The sequence below is a fragment of the Actinophytocola sp. genome, assembly GCF_035942955.1.
Taxonomy (GTDB): domain Bacteria; phylum Actinomycetota; class Actinomycetes; order Mycobacteriales; family Pseudonocardiaceae; genus DASYTH01.
Window position 1 is genome coordinate 1 of record NZ_DASZCQ010000186.1, and the last position, 14096, is coordinate 14096.

16 protein-coding genes and 1 pseudogene are annotated in these 14096 nt (G+C 68.7%); 10 read left to right on the forward strand and 7 right to left on the reverse strand.

What is annotated here, in order from left to right; genetic code table 11:
* The 3 genes from VGX25_RS18285 to VGX25_RS18295 all read left to right on the forward strand — a co-directional run.
* Positions 1-842, forward strand: an 842-nt coding sequence (locus VGX25_RS18285) for a glycosyltransferase family 1 protein (protein WP_326919026.1), incomplete at its 5' end; no start/stop codon positions are given.
* Positions 843-866: 24 nt separating this feature from the next.
* Positions 867-2045, forward strand: a complete 1179-nt coding sequence (locus VGX25_RS18290) for a glycosyltransferase family 4 protein (RefSeq protein WP_414635863.1) — start codon at positions 867-869, stop codon at positions 2043-2045.
* Between the two features lie 4 nt (positions 2046-2049).
* Entirely contained in the window at positions 2050-2925 is an 876-nt protein-coding gene (locus VGX25_RS18295; RefSeq protein WP_326919028.1) for a glycosyltransferase family 2 protein, read from the forward strand.
* A gap of 46 nt (positions 2926-2971) precedes the next feature.
* Here the strand turns inward: VGX25_RS18295 and VGX25_RS18300 are convergent, their stop codons facing one another.
* Complete coding sequence (locus VGX25_RS18300; RefSeq protein WP_326919029.1) at positions 2972-3439, reverse strand: hypothetical protein; 468 nt, start codon at positions 3437-3439, stop codon at positions 2972-2974.
* 209 nt (positions 3440-3648) lie between these two features.
* Between VGX25_RS18300 and VGX25_RS18305 the strand changes: the two genes are divergently transcribed.
* Complete coding sequence (locus tag VGX25_RS18305) at positions 3649-4719, forward strand: mannose-1-phosphate guanylyltransferase (RefSeq protein WP_326919030.1); 1071 nt, start codon at positions 3649-3651, stop codon at positions 4717-4719.
* A gap of 21 nt (positions 4720-4740) precedes the next feature.
* On the opposite strand, the gene VGX25_RS18310 is transcribed toward VGX25_RS18305, so the two are convergent.
* On the reverse strand, positions 4741-5370 hold the full coding sequence (locus tag VGX25_RS18310) for an HAD family hydrolase (RefSeq protein WP_326919031.1): 630 nt from the start codon (positions 5368-5370) through the stop codon (positions 4741-4743).
* 59 nt (positions 5371-5429) lie between these two features.
* Positions 5430-6017 (reverse strand): SIS domain-containing protein, encoded by a 588-nt coding sequence (locus VGX25_RS18315; protein ID WP_326919032.1) that lies wholly within the window; start codon positions 6015-6017, stop codon positions 5430-5432.
* A 711-nt stretch (positions 6018-6728) separates the two neighbouring features.
* Here VGX25_RS18315 and VGX25_RS18320 point away from each other — a divergent pair.
* From VGX25_RS18320 to VGX25_RS18340, 5 genes and pseudogenes are all read left to right on the forward strand, one after another.
* A complete protein-coding gene (locus VGX25_RS18320; protein WP_326919041.1) occupies positions 6729-7679 on the forward strand; it encodes a TIR domain-containing protein in 951 nt (316 codons plus the stop codon).
* The gene (locus tag VGX25_RS18325) at positions 7669-8274 is read left to right on the forward strand and encodes an ATP-binding protein (RefSeq protein WP_326919033.1); all 606 of its coding nucleotides are present in this window, start codon (positions 7669-7671) and stop codon (positions 8272-8274) included. Before VGX25_RS18320 ends, VGX25_RS18325 begins: the two co-directional genes overlap by 11 nt.
* A 122-nt stretch (positions 8275-8396) precedes the next feature.
* Positions 8397-9311, forward strand: coding sequence for a DNA-3-methyladenine glycosylase 2 family protein (locus VGX25_RS18330; RefSeq protein ID WP_326919034.1), 915 nt, complete (start codon positions 8397-8399; stop codon positions 9309-9311).
* A gap of 142 nt (positions 9312-9453) precedes the next feature.
* Positions 9454-9651 carry a hypothetical protein gene (locus VGX25_RS18335; protein ID WP_326919035.1) on the forward strand — a complete coding sequence of 66 codons (198 nt, stop codon included), beginning with the start codon at positions 9454-9456 and terminating at the stop codon, positions 9649-9651.
* A 20-nt stretch (positions 9652-9671) separates the two neighbouring features.
* Positions 9672-9770, forward strand: a pseudogene (locus VGX25_RS18340) (DNA-binding response regulator); the annotation flags it as partial.
* 8 nt (positions 9771-9778) lie between these two features.
* On the opposite strand, the gene VGX25_RS18345 reads toward VGX25_RS18340, so the two are convergent.
* The 4 genes from VGX25_RS18345 to VGX25_RS18360 are packed head-to-tail and all read right to left on the reverse strand — an operon-like array spanning position 9779 to position 13403.
* Positions 9779-10315, reverse strand: a complete 537-nt coding sequence (locus tag VGX25_RS18345) for an NUDIX hydrolase (protein ID WP_326919036.1) — start codon at positions 10313-10315, stop codon at positions 9779-9781.
* Complete coding sequence (locus tag VGX25_RS18350; protein ID WP_326919037.1) at positions 10312-11655, reverse strand: coenzyme F420-0:L-glutamate ligase; 1344 nt, start codon at positions 11653-11655, stop codon at positions 10312-10314. The genes VGX25_RS18345 and VGX25_RS18350 overlap by 4 nt, the downstream gene beginning before the upstream one ends.
* The gene (gene cofD / locus VGX25_RS18355) at positions 11648-12631 is read right to left on the reverse strand and encodes a 2-phospho-L-lactate transferase (RefSeq protein ID WP_326919038.1); all 984 of its coding nucleotides are present in this window, start codon (positions 12629-12631) and stop codon (positions 11648-11650) included. The genes VGX25_RS18350 and cofD overlap by 8 nt, the downstream gene beginning before the upstream one ends.
* Positions 12632-12641: 10 nt before the next feature.
* On the reverse strand, positions 12642-13403 hold the full coding sequence (locus VGX25_RS18360; RefSeq protein WP_326919039.1) for a site-2 protease family protein: 762 nt from the start codon (positions 13401-13403) through the stop codon (positions 12642-12644).
* 188 nt (positions 13404-13591) lie between these two features.
* Between VGX25_RS18360 and VGX25_RS18365 the strand changes: the two genes are divergently transcribed.
* Positions 13592-13909 (forward strand): WhiB family transcriptional regulator, encoded by a 318-nt coding sequence (locus VGX25_RS18365; protein WP_326919040.1) that lies wholly within the window; start codon positions 13592-13594, stop codon positions 13907-13909.
* The last annotated feature ends 187 nt before the right edge of the window (positions 13910-14096 follow it).

Sequence of the window (14096 nt, forward strand, 5' to 3'; positions counted from 1 at the left end):
CGCCGACCCCGTTGGCCCCACCGCGTTCCCGGCGCGGCCGACCGCTCGTGATCACCGTGCACGACACGGTTCCGTTCACCCATCCGGAGACGCTGACCCCGCGCGGGGCGGCCTGGCACCGCGCCATGATCGTCAGGGCCACGAAGCGGGCGGACGCGGTCGTCGTCCCCACCGAGGCGGTCGCCGCCGACCTGCGCCGGTACGCCCCGGGCCCGGCGCCGGTGCACGTGATCGGGCACGGGGTACCGCGCGCACCGGCGATCCCGCCGGAAGAAGCCGAGCGGATCGCGCGACGCCTGCGGCTGCCGGACACGTATGTGCTCGCGGTCGGCACCGTCGAGCCGCGCAAGGGCCTCGACGTCTTGATCACCGCGCTGGCCGCGCCCGGCGCGCCGGATCTGACGCTGGTCGTCGCCGGGCCGCCCGGCTGGGGCGGCGTCGACCTCGCCGCGCTGGCCGCCGAGCGCGGGCTGCCGGCCCGGCGGCTGCACGTGCTCGGCCGGATCTCCGACACGGAGCTGGCGGTCGTGCTGCGCCGGGCGTGCGTGCTCGCCGCGCCGAGCCGGGCCGAGGGGTTCGGGCTGCCGGTGCTGGAGGCCATGGCCGCCGGGATTCCGGTGGTGCACTCCGACGCGCCGGCACTGGTCGAGGTGGCCGGTGGTACGGCAGTCATAACCCCAACGGGTGATGCTCGCGCGCTGGCCGACGCGCTGCGCACCGTCGCCGACGGCGGCCCCGAGATTGCCGAGCTGGTGCGGAGGGCCCGGCTACGTGCGCAAAGCTTCACCTGGACCGGGGCGGCCGAGGCGCTGTGGAAACTGCACCGCTCGCTGCTCCGGTGAGGTTCTCACCCATTACCCCGATGGATGATCCGGTTCTGGTCGTACGCTGCACCCGTGGCCGTCGAACCGCGGGTACTGATCGACGCGACCGCTGTGCCGGCGGATCGCGGCGGTGTCGGCCGCTACGTCGACTCCCTGGTGTCCGCATTGGACGGTGACGGAGCGTCGGTCAGCGTGGTCTGCCAGCCACGGGACGCCGAGCTGTACGGCCGGCTGGCGCCCGGCGCGCGGCTGGTGCCCACCGCCGAGTCGATCGCGACCAGGACCGCGCGGCTGACCTGGGAGCAGACCACGCTGCCGCGGCTGATCCGCCGGCTGGGCGTGGACGTGCTGCACTCGCCGCACTACACCACCGCGCTGGCCAACCCGGCCGCGTCCGTGGTCACCCTGCACGACGCCACGTTCTTCACCGACCCGGCGTTGCACCACTCGATCAAGGCGCGGTTCTTCCGGGCCTGGACCAAGACCGCGCTCGCCCGCGCGTCGCTGTGCGTGGTGCCGAGCAGGGCCACCGCAGCCGAGCTGTCCCGGGTGGCCGGCGCCGATCCGCGCGGGCTGCAGATCATCCACCACGGCGTGGACAGCGAGCGGTTCCACCCGCCGTCGCCGGACGAGGTCCGCAGGGCCCGCGAGCTGATCGGCGTGCCGGACATGCCCTACGTGGCGTTCCTCGGGGCATTGGAGCCGCGCAAGAACGTGCCCGCGCTCATCCGCGGGTTCGCCGCAGCCAGCCGCACCCGCGCCGAGCCGGTGGCGCTGGTGCTTGCCGGGCAGCCGGGCTGGGACCACCAGGTGGAGCGGGCGCTCGACTCGGTGCCGCACCGGATCCGGGTGATCCGCGCCGGCTACCTGCCGTTCGAGAACCTCGCCGGGTTCCTCGGCGGCGCCGAGCTGGTGGCGTACCCCAGCCTCGGCGAGGGTTTCGGCCTGCCCGTGCTCGAGGCCATGGCCTGCGGCGCCTGCGTGCTCACCACCCGCCGGCTGGCCCTGCCCGAGGTGGGCGGGGACGCGGTGGCCTACTGCGGGGTCGGCGCCGGCGACATCGCCGCCGCGCTGTCGGACCTGCTGGACGACCCGGCCCGGCGCGCCGCCCTCGCCTCCGCGGCGCAACGCCGGGCCAAGGAGTTCTCCTGGGCCTCGAGCGCCGACGCCCACCGCGCCGCCTATGCCAGGGCCCACGTCCTGCACCGCCGCGGCCGGTAGCAGAATGCCTGCCGTGACCGAGCCGAAACGGTATGGCGACGAGCTGGCGGTCGTCACCGTCACCTACTCGCCCGGCGAGACCCTGGAACGGTTCCTCGACACCCTCGGTAAGGCCACCGGGCGCCCGGTCCGGGTGGTGCTGGCCGACAACGGCTCCACGGACGGGGCGCCCGAACGGGCCGCCGAGCGCGAGCACGTGACCCTGGTGCGCACCGGCGCCAACCTCGGCTACGGCGCCGGCGCCAACCGGGGCGTGGCCGAGCTCGGCGACGAGTACGGCTGGATCGTCGTCGCCAACCCCGACATCGAGTGGGCCGACGGCGCCCTGGACACCCTCCTGGAGGCCGCCGACCGCTGGCCCCGCGGCGGCGCGTTCGGCCCGTTGATCAAGAACCCGGACGGCACCACCTACCCGTCGGCGCGGCTGCTTCCCTCGCTGGGCAAGGGAATCGGGCACGCAGTGCTCGGCAAGGTATGGCCCCGCAACCCGTGGACGACGGCATACAAGCAGTCCGACACCGAGGTGGTGGAGCGAACCGCCGGCTGGCTGTCCGGCTCCTGCCTGCTCCTGCGCCGCACGGCGTTCGATTCGGTCAACGGGTTCGACCCCCGCTACTTCATGTACTTCGAGGACGTCGACCTCGGCGACCGCCTCAGCCGCGCCGGCTGGCTCAACGTCTACGTACCCTCAGCCGAAGTCATCCACATCCAAGGCCACTCCACCGCCCGCGCCTCCACCGCCATGCTGACCGCCCACCACGAAAGCGCCCGCCGCTACATCACCGACCGCCACCCCGGCTGGAAGTGGGCCCCCATCCGCGCCGCCGTCAACGCCGGCCTAACCCTCCGCCTGAAGCTCGAGACCCGGAGTGCCGGCTGACCGCGTGAGTGGCCAACACCGCGACGTGCGGCGCAAACACGCGGGATCAGCCGTCGAGCCGCTGCGACAGGCTCGACTGCTGTGGGGGCTGCTTGAGCGTGGGGACGAGGCCGCCGACCTCCTCCGGCTCCGGCGGCGGGGCCGGCTTGGGTGCGGGCGGGGCCCACGTCATCGGCGTCGTGCTGGGCTCCTCGTGTGCGGACGGCCGCCGGCGCGGTCCCGGTGAGGCCAGCATCTGGGTGGAAGCCTCCTGGGCGATAGCCGGTCCCTCGTCCTGCGGCGGCGAAGCCTGCGTGGGTACCGGCGCACGGTGCCGCCCCTTGGCACCGGGGTCGACCGGCACCACCATCGTCGCCTCCGGGTCGCCATCATCCATGGCCGACACCACGCCGCGAGGGATCTGCAGTGTGCTGGCGGCGTCCATGGGAGACGTGGCGCTCTCCGGGGTCACCACGAACGCGCCGCGCGCACGGGCCCGCGCCAGGATGGCATCGGCCCGCTCCCGGGGATCCATCCGCTGACCCCTCCTACTCGACTCGCTCTTGCTCAGAGAGTATTCCCTTCGGCGCTCCCGCGTCAGCGCAAAGACCCGAAAAGGGGATCACATCGAGCGGTTCGGACGGGCTGCGTAGGATATCCGGCGACCTGGGCGCCGGTCGTTCGGCGAGGCTGGTGGTGCCCGGTAAACAGCGATCAAGGGAGCCAATGCGGTACGGCGTGATCATGGCAGGTGGTACGGGCACCCGGCTGTGGCCGGTTTCCCGTTCTGCCCGGCCCAAACAACTCCTCGAGGTGGGCAGCGGAAGCAGCCTGCTTCAGCTTGCGTTCGACCGGCTGGCCGCCGTGCTGCCAAACGAGCAGATCTTCGTCTGCACCGCAGAAGACCACCGCACCGTGGTGTTGGACAACCTGCCGGACCTGCCGCCGGACAACCTGATCGGTGAACCGTGTGGTCGAGACACGGCCAATGCGGTCGGTCTGCCAGCAGCGATCCTGCACAGCCGGGACCCGGACGCGAGCGTCGCGTTCATTCCGGCCGATCAGCTGGTCAATCCGGTCGACGGGTTCGCCGAGGGGCTGCGGACCGCGTTCGACTTGGCCGAGGAGTACAAGGACGGCCTGATCGCCCTGGGGGTGACGGCCGCCACCGTGCATACCGGCTTGGGGTACATCGAGCGAGGCGAGGCCCTTCCGTTCCCCAGGGCCTACAAGGTCGTCTCCTTCCGGGAGAAGCCGGATGCCCCCACCGCACGGCGCTACGTCGACAGCGGCAGGCACTACTGGAACACCGGCATGTTCGTATGGCGTGCACAGACCGTGCTGGCAGAGCTGGAGGAACACCTGCCCGCGTCGTACGCCGGACTTGGTCGCATTGCCGACGCCTGGGACGAGCCGGAGCGGATGGAGGTCCTCAACGAGGTCTACCCGACCCTGCCGAAGATCAGCATCGACTACGCGGTGCTGGAGCCGGCCGGCCGCGGCGGTGGGGCGCAACTGTTCGTCGTCGAACTGCCCGTGCACTGGTTGGATATCGGCTCGTGGCGGGTGCTCGGTACAACGCTGGACAGTGACCACGACGGGAACGCGATCCAGGCGGCGAGCGTGCTGGTGGACTCGTCCGGCAATATCGTGGTCAGTGACCAGCCTGAGCACTTGGTGGCCGCGATCGGCCTTCGGGACATGATCGTCGTGCACACCGCGGACGCCACGATGATCTGCCCGAAGAACGACGCGGAGCGACTCAAGCAGTTGGTCGACGCGGTGCGGATCCAGTTCGGCGATCGGTACGACTAGTCTGCGGTCACCGCCCGTCATTCACGAACGGTCTGGGCCGCGACGCTGGTGGACGTAGTCATGAACAGAAATCTCCGAGAGAGCGGAAACGCGAGCGGCGAGTCCGCTGGTCGGGGAGTCGCCTCGGTGGCGAGAATGCGTGTCGTACAAGAATAGGCGACGTATCCCGGCGTGGGCGCCGGCGAGGATATCGGTATCTCGATCACCCACCAGTATACTGTCCGCCAGGCTTACATCGAACTCCAAGGCGGCACGTAGAATCATGCCGGGCCGTGGTTTTCGGCACCCGCATTCACGCTTGTACGGAGCGATCCCGACCGACGGATGGTGGGGGCAATAATAGATGGCGTCGAGCGGGGCGCCGGCTCTCGCGAACTCGTTCAGGATCCAGTCGGAGAACCGTCGGAAGTAACTCTCGCTAAAGTAGCCCCTGGCAATGCCGGCGCTGTTGGTGACGACGATACAGAGGAAACCTTGACGCCGGAACTTGATAACGAGATCGAAAATCCCCTCGATGAAATGAAATGACGCCCGGGTATGAACGTAACCGTAATCCACGTTGATAACGCCGTCGCGATCGAGGAACAGTGCCCGCTTGGGTGATACGTTGGGTTCAACGGCAAGATCCGTTTCCGCCGTCTCGTTTGTCATTGGGTTCTCCTGCATAACGCAGCCGTGAATCGGGCATCTGCATGGGCGAGGCCCGGACGCTAGCCTGCTGGTTCTCCTGCGCCTAGTACTTGTTCCAGGGCGAGCCAGATCAGGTGAACGACCACCAGGTGCACCTGCTGAACCACGACTATCTCCGGCGAAGGTGTTGCAAGCCGTACGTGACATCCATCGCCTAAGGGAGAAACGGATCTCCCTACGAGGCACACGGTGGTGAGCCCCATCTCGTTGGCGCGAAGTGCTGCTTCTACGAGGTTGCGACTCTCTCCGGAGGCCGAGATCGCTAGAAAGACGTCGCCCGGTCGGGCAAGCGCATCGAGCTCTCGGGCGAGCGCGATCTCAAACCTGTAGTCGTTCGACAGGGCGGTGGTGACCGGTGTGCAGTTTTGGAGCACGAAGGCACCAACAGGCCTTGCCTCGTAGCTGAGTCGGCCAATCAGCTCGGCACACAGATGTTCCCCTAGAGAGTGCGATCCTCCATTGCCGGCGATGAATATTCGGCCGTTTCTGCGAACAGTTGATGCGAGGGTGTCGGCTACTTCGGCAATCATCGGCAGCTGCTTGTGGAGGAGCTCGAGCGAAGCCTGGTATGCTGCGAAAACATTGTAAAGTTGGCTGACTGGATCCAAAACTGCCCTCCTGGATAGGCCGTCGATCCGGCTGCAATCAATTTGGCCACGCGTTCGAGGTAAAGTCAACCTCGAGGGCCAACCCGGGGGGTGCAAGCTTGCAGGGAGCGACTCGGCCCGTCGTTTCGACAAGGTCGGGAACCAGGCGGTCATGCGCCTGGTCAGGCCTGTCGCCGAGAAGCACCTCCGTAGTCGAGCGTCGGAGAACATTCTTGACGGGAACCGGCTGCCACCAGCGGCTCTGCACCCTAACGCCGACCATGGTCATCGCGCTGACGCGATCACACGTGATCTCGAATGATCATCTTGTAGACCGAGGGTATGCACAATGCGCCGGCATGTTCGTCGTAATCGACAGGCGATCAGGTCGTGCGCAGTGATCACGCTGTTGGCCCCATGCCCAGGTGGTGGGGATCTTGACCACCACGCTCGTGCGTCGCGGTCGGCGGCTTGCTCCGACCTCGTTCGACCGCTGCGCAATGCGAGCGATTGGATCCTGATGGAAGCGCCTCACGACGACCGAGTTGGTGTATTCGGCCACCAGATCGTCACTGGTATCGCCGTCCGTGTGGAGGTATCATGGCCGCCACGCGGAGGCATCACGAAGGGTGCTCGTAATATGTGCGTCCCGCAATCTGTGCCGTATCGCGGTGTTGCTTGGAACGAAATGCATGGATGAGCTGGCCACGTGCGATGGGCAATAGGGTCTTCATGTCATACCGTCGGCGCGACTCTTTGCCGGAGACGCACCTACTGGCCACATTGCTGAGGCAACGATTTGGCCGAAGAAGTGTTTTCCTTGACACTGCCAATATTGAGCCGGGAGAGGTTTGGCCGGACCGGCTTCTCGGGGCTGTCCGGAACAGTGATGTCGTGCTGGCGGTCATCGGGGCGTCATATGTGTCCGCGACGAGAGAAGGCTCCCAGGTTCCCGACTTGTTTGATGAGATGGACTGGGTACGGCTCGAGCTGACCGAGGCTATCAGGTCTCGTAAGCGCATAGTACCTGTGCTTGTGAACGATGCTCGGCTGCCGACTCGGTCCGAGGTACCCGAGGTACTGCACCCCCTGCTCGATTGCCAGGCCTTCCGATTTCGAGTTGACAACGCTGAAACCGATGCGGACGCTTTGGGCGACTTCTTCGCGCCGACGGTCAAGCTGTCCTGGGAGAAGTTCGACCACGCCATCTCGAACCTTGCGCACAAGCTGGGTCCGGGATCAGCCCTTTTTGTTGGAGTTGGCGTTGGGGGAACCATCGTCGCCGCTACCCTGGCTGGCAACTTGAGCAAGAGCTTTCTATGCTTTGACCGGGAAGTGGTCTACGACCACGAGAATAGACGCATCACTTCGTTGCTCGATTCTGGTGTGACGCGCGCACGGAGGGAATTGGTCAGAGGCAAGAGGATTGTGGTGGTGTCTGCAGAGATTGTATCTGGGGCGACCACTGAGTTGGCGATCCGGCTCATGGAAGATCTTGGCGCGGCCACGATCTCGACCTGTTGTATATATGCCTACGAAGGTAGAACGGTGAACGTCGACTACTTCTATCGGGAACGTCGCAGCGGCGGCATTGTGCAAATGCCCTGGCGGATTTTGAGCTCTTACGTGAATCCCGACGATGTTGCGCGGCCGGCCGCGGTGGAGAGGGAAGATGACCTCTGACAGATACTTTGTTCTGGTGATGGGGGTTCCAGGTAGTGGAAAGACGACTCTAGCAAGGCGGATCATCCGGCGGGTGCACTGGGTGTACCTCGATAATAACTTCATCATGGATCCGTTCTATGCCGAAACTCGTGACTCACCTGAGTTCGTGGGCCTGCGACCGAGGTTCTACGAGGCGCTCTACAACGTCGCGGCGCACAACCTAGCGCTGGGGAACACAGTCCTGCTCGATGCGCCGCACGTTCGGCCGATGAAAGATCCCCGATGGTGGGGGCAGATGCAGTATCTGGCCGATGATGCTTGTGCTGCTCTCAAGGTTGTCCGATGTTACTGTAGCGAGGCCACGCTCCGAAGGCGGATCGAGGATCGCGCCGAGAAACGGGACGTTGCAAAGTTGCAGGATTGGGAAGGATTTCTGCGTGAAGAGCCCATCCGGAGTCCCATTCCGGTTGATCATGTTGAGATCAACACTGAAATCGAGACAGCGACCGACGACAAAGTGCTCAGATATGTAATGGGAGGAGACCTGTCGAACATGCCGATCAAGCGGGGATGCGGAGGGAGTGTCGGTGGCATCGGCAATGCTCATTCTTGACAATGAGATGTGCCGGTAAGTGCGGCGATCCCCGAACCGGCGTGTCCGCGGGGTAGGATCCGCCGGTGGCGGCACAGCGTGAGCGTCGGGCGAGGGGAGTGCGACCCCGGACGGGACTGGGGTTGTCTGACACGGGTCTGCTCACCAGCTGGCAGCCGCCGTTCCCGCTGGACATTCCGGCCCTGCTGGCCCCGTTGCGTCGGGGTGCTGGGGATCCGGCGTTTCAGCGGGACGAGCTCGGCGCGGTGTGGTTGGTGGCCAATACCGCGGCTGGGGTGGGCACGCTGTCGTTGCGCCGCGTCGGGCGCGAGGTCGTGGCGGGTGGGTGGGGGCCGGGCGCGGACGAGCTCCTCGACGGGGTGCCGGCGCTGCTCGGCGCCGAGGATGACCCGGAGGGGTTTCAGGCTTTTCATCCGATCGTGGCCGAGGTCCGCCGCCGGATGCCGGGGCTTCGGCTCGGCTCCGTCGGCCGGGTGTGGGACGTGCTGTTCGCCGCCGTGCTGGAGCAGAAGGTCACCGGGTACGAGGCGCGGCGGTCGTGGCGGGAGCTGTGCCGCCGGTTCGGCACGGCCGCGCCCGGCCCGGTGCCGGCGCGGATGTTCGCCCCGCCCACCCCGCGGGCGGTGCTGGGCATCGCGGACTGGGAGTGGCACCGCGCCGGCGTCGACGGGGCACGCCGGCGCACGCTGATCAACGCCGCGCAGGTGGCGCACCGGCTGGAGGGTGCGGTCGCCCTCCGGGGTGAGGCGGGGCGGGCGCTGCTGCGCAAGGTGCCGGGCATCGGTGTGTGGACCGCGGCCGAGGTGGCGCAGCGGGCCTGGGGCGACGCGGACGCGGTCAGCGTCGGCGACTTCCACATCCCGAGCATCGTGGGCTACGCCCTGCTGGGGCACAAGCTCGACGACGACGGCATGCTCGAGGTGCTCGCCCCGTACGCTCCGCACCGGCACCGGGCGGTGCGCTACCTGGAGGCCAGCGGCTTCCGCAAACCCCGCTTCGGGCCGCGGTTCTCCCCGCGCGACTACCGCTCGCTCTAGGCCGGCGGCGTGCTTCGCAGGATGCGGTCGTCTTGTGCGGTAAGGGAATCCGGTCCTCGTAGCCGACCTGGTCGCGGTTGGACGTGGTGACCCGGAGGGCGCCGTCGGGGGCGACGGCGATGGTGCGCAGCCGGCCGTAGTCGTGGTCGAGCAGCTTTCGGGGGTTGCCGCCGTCGAGGTCGACCCGGTACAGGGTCCGGCCGCGCAGGCACGCCACGTAGATGTGCTCGCCGAGAACGGCGATCCGCTTGGCGACGCGGAGCTGGTCGGGGTCCAGCTCGCGATCGGGTTGGTGAACCGGGGGTCGGTGCTCGGGCCCTCGACGGTGGGCCAGCCGTAGTTGATGCCCGGCTCGATCCGGTCAAAATCCACGTCAGCCACGTCCTCGCCAAGCTCTTGTTGCGCGACCGCGTGCAGGCCGTCGTGCCGGCCTACGAAACCGGACCGGTGCGCCCGGGAACCCGAAGCTACCGGGCCGCGGCGAGCATGTCGGCGAGACCGGCGGCGCCGCCGGGATCGGGCGGGAGCGCGTGGACCGGCCACCACCGTAGATCCATCGACTCCGCGCTGCGGACCGGTTGTGCACCGGCGGGTGCGTGCACCACGAAGCGGACGTCGAAGTGCCGGGTGGGCACCCCGAGCGAGCAGGTGATCGGGTGCACGTCGACATGTACCGGCACCGGCTCGATGCGCAGGCCGGGGATGCCGGACTCCTCGGTCGCCTCCCTCAGCGCCGCCCCGGCGAGCGTGGTGTCCGACGCCTCGCAGTGACCGCCGAGCTGCAGCCAGGCGCCCACCCTTGGGTGCAGGGTGAGCAGCATGTGCTTCCCGGTGGCGTCGAGCACGATCGCCGAGGCCGTGATGTGGCCGGGCACGCAGGATCGCCGGCACGCATCGGGTCGGGCCTCGAGAAAGCCGAGGAAGGCCTGGCGCAGCGACTCCTGGTCGCGCCGCGGCGGACGCCAGGCGTACAAAGTGGACAGGGCGTCGGCGTGCAGGCTCACTTGATCACCAGGAGCTCGCCGGGATCGGCGGGCACGCGCGGGGTGAGCGGGCCGTCCGCCGGGTGTCCGATCGCGACGGCGCCGAGCGGCTCCCAACTCGCCGGAAGCTCGAGCACCTCGCGCACCACGGGCGCGCAGAAGATCGTCGAGGACACCCAGCACGAGCCGAGCCCTTCGGCGGCCAGCGCGACCAGCAGACCCTGCACCGCGCCGCCCGCGGCGACGGTGAACATGACCCGCTCGGCCTCCGCGCGGCGCTCGTCCGGGTAGTCGTGCGCGCCGTCGCGGACCAGGAACGGCAGCACGATCTCCGTTGCGCCGTAGAGCAGGTCGCCGCGCCGGACCCGCCGATCGATGCGCTCCTCGGGCATCCCGTCGCCGCGCAGGTCGGCTCGCCACGCCTCGCGCATCGTGTCCAGCAACTGCTTGCGCCGCGCGCGGTCGGCCAGGTGCACGAACCGGACCGGGTGGGTGTGGTGCGGGGCCGGGGCGGTCAGCGCGGCGGACACGGCTCGGCGCAGCGCGGCCTCGTCGACCGGGGTGTCATCGAACGCCCGGATCGACCGGCGCAGCAGCACCGCCTCCCGCCGGCCCTGCTCGATCGCCTCCGCGGTGCCCAGCCGGAACAGGTCTTCCGCCACCGGGCGCACCAGATCCCGTGCCACGCCCGGGTTCTCGCCGATGCGCAGGCCACGCACGACGGCCACGGGCACGCCGCTGAGCTTGCCCTTCACCAGGTCCGCGGCCGCCGCCACCTCGTCGGCCACCGCGACCTCGGTGACCTCGAGCTCGTTGCCCTGCGGGTCGATCGTGCCGGCGTAGCGGTGCAGCACCTCGAGGCCGGAGGCGCCGATCGCCACGTCGGTCTGGCCGATCCGCCACGCCCGGCCCATCGTGTCGGTGACCACCACCGCCACCTCGACACCGAGCCGCTCCCGCAACCCGTTGCGCAGCGCCAAGGCCGACGCGTCCGGGTCGGCCGGCAGCAGGGCGATCTCGTTGCCGGCCACATTGGACGCGTCCACACCGGACGCCGCCTGCACGATGCCCAGCCGGTTCTCGGTGATCAGCGTCCGCGCCTTGCGGGCGAGCACCCGGACGGCCTCATCGAGCACCCACCTGCGCCGCGCCTCGTCCCTGGCCTGCTTGTCGGCCGGCACCCCGATCAGCTGACCCTCCACTTTGGACACTATCTTGCTGGTCACCACGACGATGTCGCCCGACCGCAGCCACCGGGCCGCCGCGGCGATCGCTCCGGTCAGGTCGTCGCCGGGGCGGAACTCCGGAAGGCCCGTCACCGGCAGGATCTCGAGCTTGCCGGGCGCGGCATGATCACTCAACGGACACTCCAGCCAGGTCGAACGCGGCCCGCGCCATGTCCGCGGTCGCGTCCACGGAGGACATCAGCAGCGGCACCGCACGCACCCGGACGCCGGGCACCTCCGCGGAATCCGTGGTGTGCACCAGCCAGCCGTCCAGCAGGCCGTCGGGCCGGGCGCCGTAGTGCCGGCCGACCGCCTCGGCGGTGGTCGCCACCCCGATCGCGGCCAGGCAGGCGTCGGCCATGCCCCGCACCGGCCGGTCCTGCACGATCGGCGACACCCCGACCACCCGGGCCTCGGTCTTGGCCAGCGCGGTGCGCACCCCGGGCACGGCCAGCACGGTCCCGATGCTCACCACCGGGTTGGACGGGGCCAGCAGCACGACATCGGCGTCGGTGATCGCCTCCGCCACACCCGGCGCCGGGTTCGCCTCCTCGGCGCCCACCGCCACGATCGAGTGAGCCGGCAGCGCGGCATGATGGCGCACCCACCACTCCTGGAAGTGGATCGCCCGCCGCTCGCCGCTGTCCGGGTCGTCGACCACGACATGGGTCTCCACCCGGTCGTCGGTCGTCGGCAGCAGCCGCACACCCGGCCGCCAACGATCGCACAGCGCCTCGGTGACCGCCGACAGCGGGTACCCGGCGCGCAGCATGCGGGTGCGGATGAGATGCGTGGCGATGTCCTTGTCGCCCAACCCGAACCAGTCCGGGTCGGCCCCGTACGCGGCCAACTCGTCCTTCACCACCCAGGTCTCCCCGACCCGGCCCCAGCCGCGCTCGGTGTCGATGCCGCCGCCCAGGGTGTACATGCAGGTGTCCAGGTCCGGGCAGATCCGCAGCCCGTGCAGCCACACGTCGTCGCCGTTGTTCACGATCGCGGTGATCTCGTGCGGCGCGGCGCCTTCGCCGATCGCCGGCAGCCCGAGGGCCGTCTTCACGCCGAGCAGGAACCGGGCCCCGCCGACCCCACCCACGATGACAACCACCCGCACGGTCGCCACCCTAACGCTGCCAGAAGAAGAAGATTTCCTGACCGATCGCGGCGAACACGCTGTACCCGCCGAGCACGTCGAACAGCGAGTCCGACACGTCGAAGAACGCCTGCCCGACCGGTCGGACCCCGATCAGCAGCGCGAACAGCAGCAGCGGCGCCCACGGACGCGCCTTGGCGCCGAACCGCTGCGCCTCGGGCGACAGGTACGGCTCAATCGCGCCCCAGCCGTCCAGCCCCGGGATCGGCAGGATGTTCAGCACGAACGCCAGGATCTGCAGCAGGGCAAGGAAAGACAGCGCGCTGGCCAGCCCGGGGCTCGGCTGGAAGACCTCCACCGAGATGATCAGTAGCACGCCGATCACCAGGTTGGACAGCGGCCCGGCCAGCGACACCATCGACTCGACGCGCTTGGACCGCAACGCGTAGTGGTTGATCCACACGGCGCCGCCGGGCAGCGGGATGCCGCCGATCGCCAGGAAGATCAGCGGCAGCAGCAGGCTCAGCACCGGGTCGGTGTACCGGCGCGGGTCGAGCGTCAGGTACCCCTTGAAGTAGACCTCGCGATCGCCGCCGCGGTAGGCCACCATCGCGTGCCCGAATTCGTGCAGGCACAATGACACTCCCCAGCCGCCGAGCACGAGCAGCACGGTGCCGGTCGTGACCATGGCGCCGTCCAGCTCGTCGCCGAGACCGGCCAGCACGCCACCGACGATGGTGACCGCGAGGATGCCGAGGAACACGGGGGATGGGCGCACCAGGGATCGCTGCACGCCCCCCAGTGTGTCAGTTGCCCGATGAGGTAAAGATCGCCCATACCGCATCACCCACATAGGTACCGGACTTGACTCGCCGAGATCACACGGGTGTAATCACATCGATGTCATTCGCCGCCGAGGCAGGGTGTGGCGGGTGGTGTCCGCCGGGCCGGGGAGTGCGAAAGGCGAGGAGGCGGACCGAAATGTACGGCATAGCCACTGATGGGAGCACTGTCGTGGGTTGGGGGGAGCACCCTCACGAGGAGCTGGGTGTGCTCGCCGAGCTCTTCGACGAGGCGGAGGAGCAGGAGTGGCAGGAGCGTGCCCTGTGCGCGCAGACCGACCCCGAGGCCTTCTTCCCCGAGAAGGGCGGCTCCACCCGGGAGGCGAAGCGGATCTGCCAGGGGTGCGAGGTCCGGGCCGAGTGCCTGGAGTACGCGCTGGCGCATGATGAGCGCTTTGGGATCTGGGGTGGGTTGTCGGAGCGGGAGAGAAGGAAGTTGAAGAAGCGGGCGGTTTAGGGGTTCCCCGGGAGCCGGGGGAGGTGGGGGCGCCTCGGGTTGTGGAGTCGCTGAGCTGGGTTGGCGGCTGCCGGTGGTTCTTCGGGGCCGCGGGGTAGCTGAGTTTCGCTGGCGGGTGGCGGTTTGTCCCTGGGCGCCCGGGGTTCGTGGGGTGACTGGGCTGCGTTGGCGGGTGGCAGTTCGTGGG

Excerpts from the sequence above, each read along its gene's own strand:
- VGX25_RS18290 (WP_414635863.1), top strand. The coding sequence starts at position 867 with ATGATCCGGTTCTGGTCGTACGCTGCACCCGTGGCCGTCGAACCGCGG.
- VGX25_RS18295 (WP_326919028.1), top strand. The coding sequence starts at position 2,050 with ATGCCTGCCGTGACCGAGCCGAAACGGTATGGCGACGAGCTGGCGGTC.
- VGX25_RS18300 (WP_326919029.1), bottom strand. The coding sequence starts at position 3,439 with ATGGATCCCCGGGAGCGGGCCGATGCCATCCTGGCGCGGGCCCGTGCG.
- VGX25_RS18305 (WP_326919030.1), top strand. The coding sequence starts at position 3,649 with ATGGCAGGTGGTACGGGCACCCGGCTGTGGCCGGTTTCCCGTTCTGCC.
- VGX25_RS18310 (WP_326919031.1), bottom strand. The coding sequence starts at position 5,370 with ATGACAAACGAGACGGCGGAAACGGATCTTGCCGTTGAACCCAACGTA.
- VGX25_RS18320 (WP_326919041.1), top strand. The coding sequence starts at position 6,729 with ATGTCATACCGTCGGCGCGACTCTTTGCCGGAGACGCACCTACTGGCC.
- VGX25_RS18325 (WP_326919033.1), top strand. The coding sequence starts at position 7,669 with ATGACCTCTGACAGATACTTTGTTCTGGTGATGGGGGTTCCAGGTAGT.
- VGX25_RS18365 (WP_326919040.1), top strand. The coding sequence starts at position 13,592 with ATGTACGGCATAGCCACTGATGGGAGCACTGTCGTGGGTTGGGGGGAG.